Annotated in this window: 5 protein-coding genes, 1 tRNA gene and 1 pseudogene; 6 read left to right on the top strand and 1 reads right to left on the bottom strand. The window is 59.8% G+C overall.

The features are described from left to right. Positions 1–52: 52 nt before the first annotated feature. Positions 53–138 (bottom strand) — tRNA-Leu (locus ACT67G_RS11600). A gap of 205 nt (positions 139–343) precedes the next feature. Between ACT67G_RS11600 and ACT67G_RS11595 the strand changes: the two genes are divergently transcribed. The 6 genes and pseudogenes from ACT67G_RS11595 to ACT67G_RS11570 all read left to right on the top strand — a co-directional run. Beyond that, a complete protein-coding gene (locus ACT67G_RS11595) occupies positions 344–1,714 on the top strand; it encodes an FG-GAP repeat domain-containing protein (protein ID WP_325247337.1) in 1,371 nt (456 codons plus the stop codon). 45 nt (positions 1,715–1,759) lie between these two features. Beyond that, positions 1,760–2,446: a response regulator transcription factor gene (locus ACT67G_RS11590; protein WP_326214836.1), complete on the top strand. Its 687-nt coding sequence runs from the start codon at positions 1,760–1,762 to the stop codon at positions 2,444–2,446. A gap of 269 nt (positions 2,447–2,715) precedes the next feature. Next, the gene (locus tag ACT67G_RS11585) at positions 2,716–4,167 is read left to right on the top strand and encodes a sensor histidine kinase (RefSeq protein ID WP_326214837.1); all 1,452 of its coding nucleotides are present in this window, start codon (positions 2,716–2,718) and stop codon (positions 4,165–4,167) included. 67 nt (positions 4,168–4,234) lie between these two features. Further along, entirely contained in the window at positions 4,235–5,218 is a 984-nt protein-coding gene (locus tag ACT67G_RS11580; protein ID WP_325247557.1) for a DUF1385 domain-containing protein, read from the top strand. 39 nt (positions 5,219–5,257) lie between these two features. Then, entirely contained in the window at positions 5,258–6,124 is an 867-nt protein-coding gene (prmC, locus tag ACT67G_RS11575; RefSeq protein WP_443664334.1) for a peptide chain release factor N(5)-glutamine methyltransferase, read from the top strand. Between the two features lie 49 nt (positions 6,125–6,173). Then, positions 6,174–6,648 (top strand): annotated as a pseudogene (locus tag ACT67G_RS11570) (recombinase RecA); the annotation flags it as partial.

The following is a 6,648-nucleotide window of genomic DNA, read 5'->3' as shown; positions in this document are numbered from 1 at the left end:
GCTCTGACTTTGAAAAAAGTCGGAGCAAGCGATATAAAGCTTGCTCCGACGATGGTGCCGGTGGTGGGACTCGAACCCACACGGTGTCGCCACCAACGGATTTTGAGTCCGTCACGTCTACCATTCCATCACACCGGCAAGTTTACAAAAAGAGGAATGAAGACTAAACAATATTATACAGGAAGCCCACCATAATTTCAAGTGGGATTTTAAAGACTTTCAGAAAATGAATGGACTGTAAAAATAGCAGGAAAAACCGAAAGAAACGCTACCCAAACGGAGAAAAACATGGTATCATACATTAGTTAAAGTGCGCACAGAATGCACAGGGAAAGGAGAGCGTATGGTGAAACACTGGATCAAGTCCATCCTGACGGCTGCAGTGGCCGGAGCGATGATGCTGGGCACCACCGGCTGCGGCGTGGGTTTTACGCTCTCTCCGGATGAACTGTACCGCCTGCCTAAGCTGCCGGCGGAGTATACGGAGCTGGACAAGCAGCTCTCCGCCATGATCTCGGCGGGGGCGGAGTATGCGCCGCCCTCCTCCGGAACCAATATCCAATCGGTACAGCTGACGGATCTGGACGGGGACGGACGGCAGGAAGCACTGGCGTTTTTGCGTGTGGCAGATGACGAAAAGCCCTTGAAGATCTATATCTTCTCGCCGGAGGATCAGACCTACCGCCAGACAGCCGTCATCGAGGGCACCGGCACCGGGTTTTACAGCGTCACCTATACCGACATGGATGGGGATGGGTATATGGAGCTGCTGGTGGGGTGGAAGGTCAACGCCGAATTGCAGGCGCTGACGGTGTACTCCCTGGCCCATGGGGCTCCCCAGGAACTGATGCGCTCCAACTATGTGAAGTACGCCGTGACCAATCTGGACCGGGATGAAAAGCAGGAACTGGTGGTGATCCGGGCGGATGAGGACGGCGACGGTACGGCGGATTACTACCGCTGGCAGGACACGGGTTTGGTCAGCCAGTCCTCCGCGCGGATCTCCAGCACCATGGCCCAGCTGAGTCAGCAGGGCCGGCTCACCCAAGGAACGCTGCTGGACGGCACGGCAGCCCTCTTTGTGACGGGGGTGACCGACGCTACCCAGGCTGTGACGGATATTCTCACGGAGAAGAACGGTGAGCTCACCAATATCTCCCTGTCTGATATCACCGGCGTTTCCACGGCGGTGTACAGCTTCCGGTCTTTGTATCCCATGGACATCAACCATGACGATATCACGGAGATCCCCTGGCAGGAGGCCTCTCCGGTGGCGCTGGAGGAAACGCCCGATTCCGATGCCGTCGATCCCTATATCGAGTGGCGCAGTTACGACGGCAGCGGCGGGTATGCCGTGGTGGAGACCACCTGTCACAATACGGAAGACGGTTGGTATCTGCGGATCCCGGAGGACTGGGAGGATCGGGTCCTGGTACACCGCAGCGTCAGCAGTGACGAGGCCATGGTCACGTTCCTCTATCAGGATGAGGATGGTTCCCCCCAGGAATTTTTGCGCATTACCGCCATCACCGGCAGCGGCCGGGAGAGCAAAGCCGCCCGCAGCGGACGCTTCATCCTCAGCCGCCAGGCAAAGACCATTTATACGGCGGAGCTGCTGGAGGCCAACAGCTCCTGGAAATACGGCGTGACGGAGGACGATGTGCGGGAGGCCTTCAGCCTTATCGACACGGAGTGGCTCACCAGCGACAACTGATGGCACGCGGAAAAAGCGTGTATCTTACAGAAAGGAATGCCTGCTATGAAAAAGGTTTTGGTTTTGGAAGACGAGGCCAGCATCCGCAGTTTCATTGTCATCAACCTGCGCCGGGCCGGATATGACGTCATCGAGGCGGAGACCGGCGAGGAGGCATTGGAGCGGCTCAAGGAGAATCCGGATACCAAGGTGGCGCTGCTGGACATTATGCTGCCCGGGATCGACGGCTTTGAGGTCTGCCGCCGGATCCGGGTCACCAACACACAGATCGGCATCATTATGCTGACCGCCCGCTCCCAGGAGATGGACAAGGTGACGGGATTGATGACCGGTGCCGACGACTATGTGACAAAGCCCTTCTCCCCTGCGGAGCTGACCGCCCGGGTGGACGCGCTGTTCCGCCGGGCCGGGGGAGATGTCTCCGCCCAGACCGGAGAGATCCGGCAGGACCCCTTCCTGCTCAATACCCGCAACCGCACTCTGGAGAAGAACGGCCAGCGTATCAAGCTCACCCAGGTGGAGTATTCCATCATGAAGGTGTTTATGGAGAACCCTGGCCGGGCTCTCTCCCGGGAGGAGATTTTGGACATGGTCTGGGGCCGGGACTACTTCGGCGAGCTGAAGATCGTGGATGTGAACATCCGGCGCCTGCGGCTGAAGATCGAGGACAATGTGCAAAACCCCACGTATATCACAACGGTGTGGGGCTACGGCTACAAGTGGGGCTTCTGAACCGCAGGGAGTATCGGCACATTGTCGGGGCCCCGCAAAGCGGGGCGCGGAAAACGCGTGCAAGCGGCATCGCCCCAGGCGATGCCCTTGGCGCCAGGCGGGATTGACTCCCGCCGCGCAAGGAAAAAGGGCTCCCATGGAGTGGAACTCCATGGGAAGGCAAAACCCCACGTATATCACAACGGTGTGGGGCTACGGTTACAAGTGGGGCTTTTGAGCCTCTCCGGGCCATGCCCGGGATGATCCATTGAGGAAAGGAGTGTGCTGAAATGGCGGAAGAGAGAAACGGCAACTGGAAAGCGCTGCAGATCCGCGGCCTGCGGCAGCGGTGGCTGGTCAACACCATTTTGCCGGTATTGATCCTGCTGGCGCTGATCGTGACGCTGTTTTCCGCCGGCATCTCCAATTACTATTACCGCTCCATGGAGGACGGCATGGCGCAGCAGGTCCAGGCGTTGGCTACCTCCTTCAATGAGTATTTCATGAATAACGGCTTCAACGAGTATTACCGCAACGCCGAACAGGCCACGAAAACATTCGAGGACCGGGACTGCATGGAGCTGCAGTTCATCAATACCAGCGGACACATCATCGTGTCCACCTCCGGCCTGCGGGCGGGCAGCGCCCCGGGGACGGACGATATTACCAGGGCCATCACCCAGCAGGATTTGGCCTCCTTCCAGGGCCAGGATCCGGATACCGGGGAGAAGATCCTTTCCGTCTCCTATCCTCTCTCCTCCAGTGACGGCCGGGTGGCCGGTGTGGTACGGGTGGTGACGTCGCTGCAGGCGGCGGACCGGCAGATCCTGCTGGCGGTGCTGGCGGTGCTGGCCATTGCCCTTTTGTGCATGGCACTGGTTTTCATTTCCAATCTGCTGTTCATCAACAACGTGGTGGAGCCAGTAGCCGTGGTGTCCGAGGCGGTCAAACGCATCACGGCCGGCAGCTACGGATTCCAGATCGAAAACAAGTACACCGACGAATTGGGAGAATTGGTGGACAACATCAATGATATGTCCCTGAAAATCGGCCGCAATGAGAAGATGAAGACGGAGTTCATCTCCTCCGTCTCCCATGAGCTGCGCACGCCGCTTACTGCCATCAACGGCTGGGGTGAGACGATCCTGGAGGACACCACCGGAGACCCTGTGCAGATGCGCCGGGGCATCCGCATCATCCTCAACGAATCCCGGCGTCTGTCCACCATGGTGGAAGAGCTGCTGGAATTCTCCAAGATGGAGGACGGGCGCTTTACCCTGCGGATCGAGCAGGTGGATCTCCAGGCGGAGTTGGAGGATTCCATCTTCACCTACCGGGAGCTGTTCCGGCAGGAGGGCATCGAGCTGACCTACAACGACGGAGATGAGGAGCTTCCCATTATCCCAGGCGATCCGGAACGGCTCAAGCAGGTATTCTGCAACGTCATGGACAATGCCGCCAAGCACGGCGGTGCCGGCAAGCGCATCGACGTCTCTGTCTGCCGGGAGGGCGAGGAGGCGGTGGTCCGGGTGCGGGATTACGGTCCCGGCATCCCGGAGGCGGAGCTACCCTTCGTCAAGCAGAAGTTCTATAAAGGCTCCTCCAAGGCCCGGGGCAGCGGCATCGGCCTGGCGGTGTGCGATGAGATCGTGGGCCTCCACGGGGGCACTTTCACCATCGGCAACGCCGAGGGCGGCGGCGCGGTGGTCACCATCCGCCTGCCCTTGAAGGAACATGTATAAAACTAGAACAAATGTTTGCAATCTGCCGCAGACTGTGATAGAATCTAGCCAATAGAAAGGAATCCCCATGGCACAAAACAAAGAAGAAAATCGATCCTGCGCCTTCCGCACCAGCATCGGCGGGCAGGCGCTCATTGAAGGCATCCTGATGCGGGGCCCGGAAAAAGAGGCGATCGTGGTTCGCAATCAGGAGGGTGAGTTGGTGGAGAAGGTGGAACCGCTGAAATTCGTGCGGGACCGCTATCCCATCCTGGGCGTTCCCCTGATCCGCGGTACCGTCAACTTTCTGGACTCCATGGTTCATGGCGTGAAGGCACTGATGTACTCAGCGGATTTTTACCCCGATGAGGAGGCAGCCCAGCCCTCTAAATTTGAACAGTGGCTGGAAAAGCACCTCTCCAGCAAAAAGCTGGAGAGCGCCATCGTGACGCTGGCGGTGGTGCTGGGTGTAGGGCTGTCCATCTTTTTGTTCATGGTGCTGCCCACCTTCCTCACCGGCGGGCTGCTGCACTTTTTCCCGGGCTTTCCCCTGTGGGGCCGCAACCTCCTGGAGGGCCTGCTGAAAATCGCCATCTTTTTATTGTACCTGATCTTCTGCTCCAAGCAGAAGGATATCTACCGGGTATTCCAATACCATGGGGCAGAGCACAAGACTATCTTCTGCTACGAGGCGGGGCTACCGCTGACGGTGGAGAATGTCCGGATCCAGCCCCGGCACCATCCCCGGTGCGGCACCAGCTTCTTGTTCGTGGTGATTTTCGTGTCCATCCTCTTTTCCAGCGTGGTGTTCGGCATCTGGCCCATCACCAATGTCTGGCTGCGTACCGCCGTCCACCTGCTGCTGCTGCCGCTGGTGGTAGGCGTCACCTACGAGTTCAACCGCTGGGTGGGCCGCCACGTCCAGGACAACGGCCTGGCCAAGATCCTCACAGCTCCGGGCCTCTGGATGCAGAATTTCACCACCAACGAGCCCGACGATTCCATGATCGAGTGCGCTATCCGCTCACTGGAGCTGGTGCTGCCGGAGGAAAAGGGCAAAGACGCCTGGTGACCGGGCATATGTGTGTATTTTTGATGATGGAGCGGAATCATGGCAATCACATATAACAACTTGTATTTGGATATCCGCCGCCAGCTCCGTGGGGCCGGCATCGAGGCTGCCACCCTGGAGGCCCGGGAGCTGGTGTGCTTCGGCACCGGAAAGAGCCGGGAGCAGCTCCAGCGAGACGGCGGGCTGTATGCCTCCCCGGATCTGGAGCGCCGGGTCCGGGATCTGGTGGACCGCCACCTGGCAGGGGAGCCGGTGGCCTACCTCATCGGGGAGTGGGAGTTCTACGGCCTGCCCCTGGACATCTCCCGGGAGGTGCTGATCCCCCGTCCCGATACGGAGGTCCTGGCGGAGCAGGCTATCAACTATCTGCGCACCCAGGGGGAGTGCCGGGTGCTGGACCTTTGCGCCGGCAGCGGCTGCGTGGGCCTGGCCATCGCCTCCCAGGTGCCGCAGACCCGGGTGGTACTGGGAGAGTGGTCCGACGGGGCGCTGAAAATCTGCCGGCAGAACATCCGGCGCAACGGACTCTCCGGCCGGGTGGTGCCCATGCAGGCAGATGCCCGGGACAAGCCGGAAAAGGCCCTGGGGGATTTTCAGTGCATCGTCTGCAATCCCCCCTATATTCCCCGGGCAGACATTGACGGGCTGGATGTGTCGGTGAAGGATTATGAGCCCCACCTGGCCCTGGACGGCGGAGAGGACGGCCTGGATTTCTACCGGGATATCTCTGAAAAGTGGAAAGATGCCCTGAATATCGGCGGCCGGCTCTATTTTGAGGTAGGCATCGGCCAGGCGGACAGCGTGCTGCGCATCATGCGCGCCCAGGGCTTTGGGGATATCCAGGTGGTCAAGGACCTCCGTGAGATCCCCCGGGTGGTATTCGGCACCCTGTGCGCGGAGGTATGACCGCCTGAATTTCATTGATGTATTTACTAGAGATCAGGAGGAAGATAGAATGGCGAGAGAGAAAGCGCCCCTGCCCACGGTGGCTCCGGCGGACGATAAGAAAAAGGCCATCGACACCGCCATGGCCCAGATCGAGAAGATGTACGGCAAGGGCTCCATCATGCGCCTGGGTGACCGGGCGGAGCTGAATGTGGACTATATCCCCACGGGCTCCCTGGCCCTGGATGTGGCCCTGGGCATCGGCGGCGTCCCCAAGGGGCGGATCGTGGAGATCTACGGACCGGAGTCCTCCGGTAAGACCACCCTGGCCCTGCATATTGTGGCGGAGGCTCAGAAGCGGGGCGGCGAGGCCGCCTTCGTGGATGCCGAGCACGCATTGGATCCCACCTACGCCCGGGCTCTGGGGGTCAAGATTGACGATCTTCTCATCTCCCAGCCGGATACCGGTGAGCAGGCCCTGGAGATCACGGAGGCCCTGGTGCGCTCCGGCGCCATCGACGTGGTGGTGGTGGACTCCGTGGCGG

The organism is Dysosmobacter sp. (genome assembly GCF_052306735.1).
In the GTDB taxonomy this organism is placed as follows: Bacteria; Bacillota; Clostridia; order Oscillospirales; family Oscillospiraceae; genus Oscillibacter.
The sequence above is the reverse complement of the archived record's forward strand: the minus strand, read 5'-3'. Positions and strand labels throughout refer to the sequence as shown.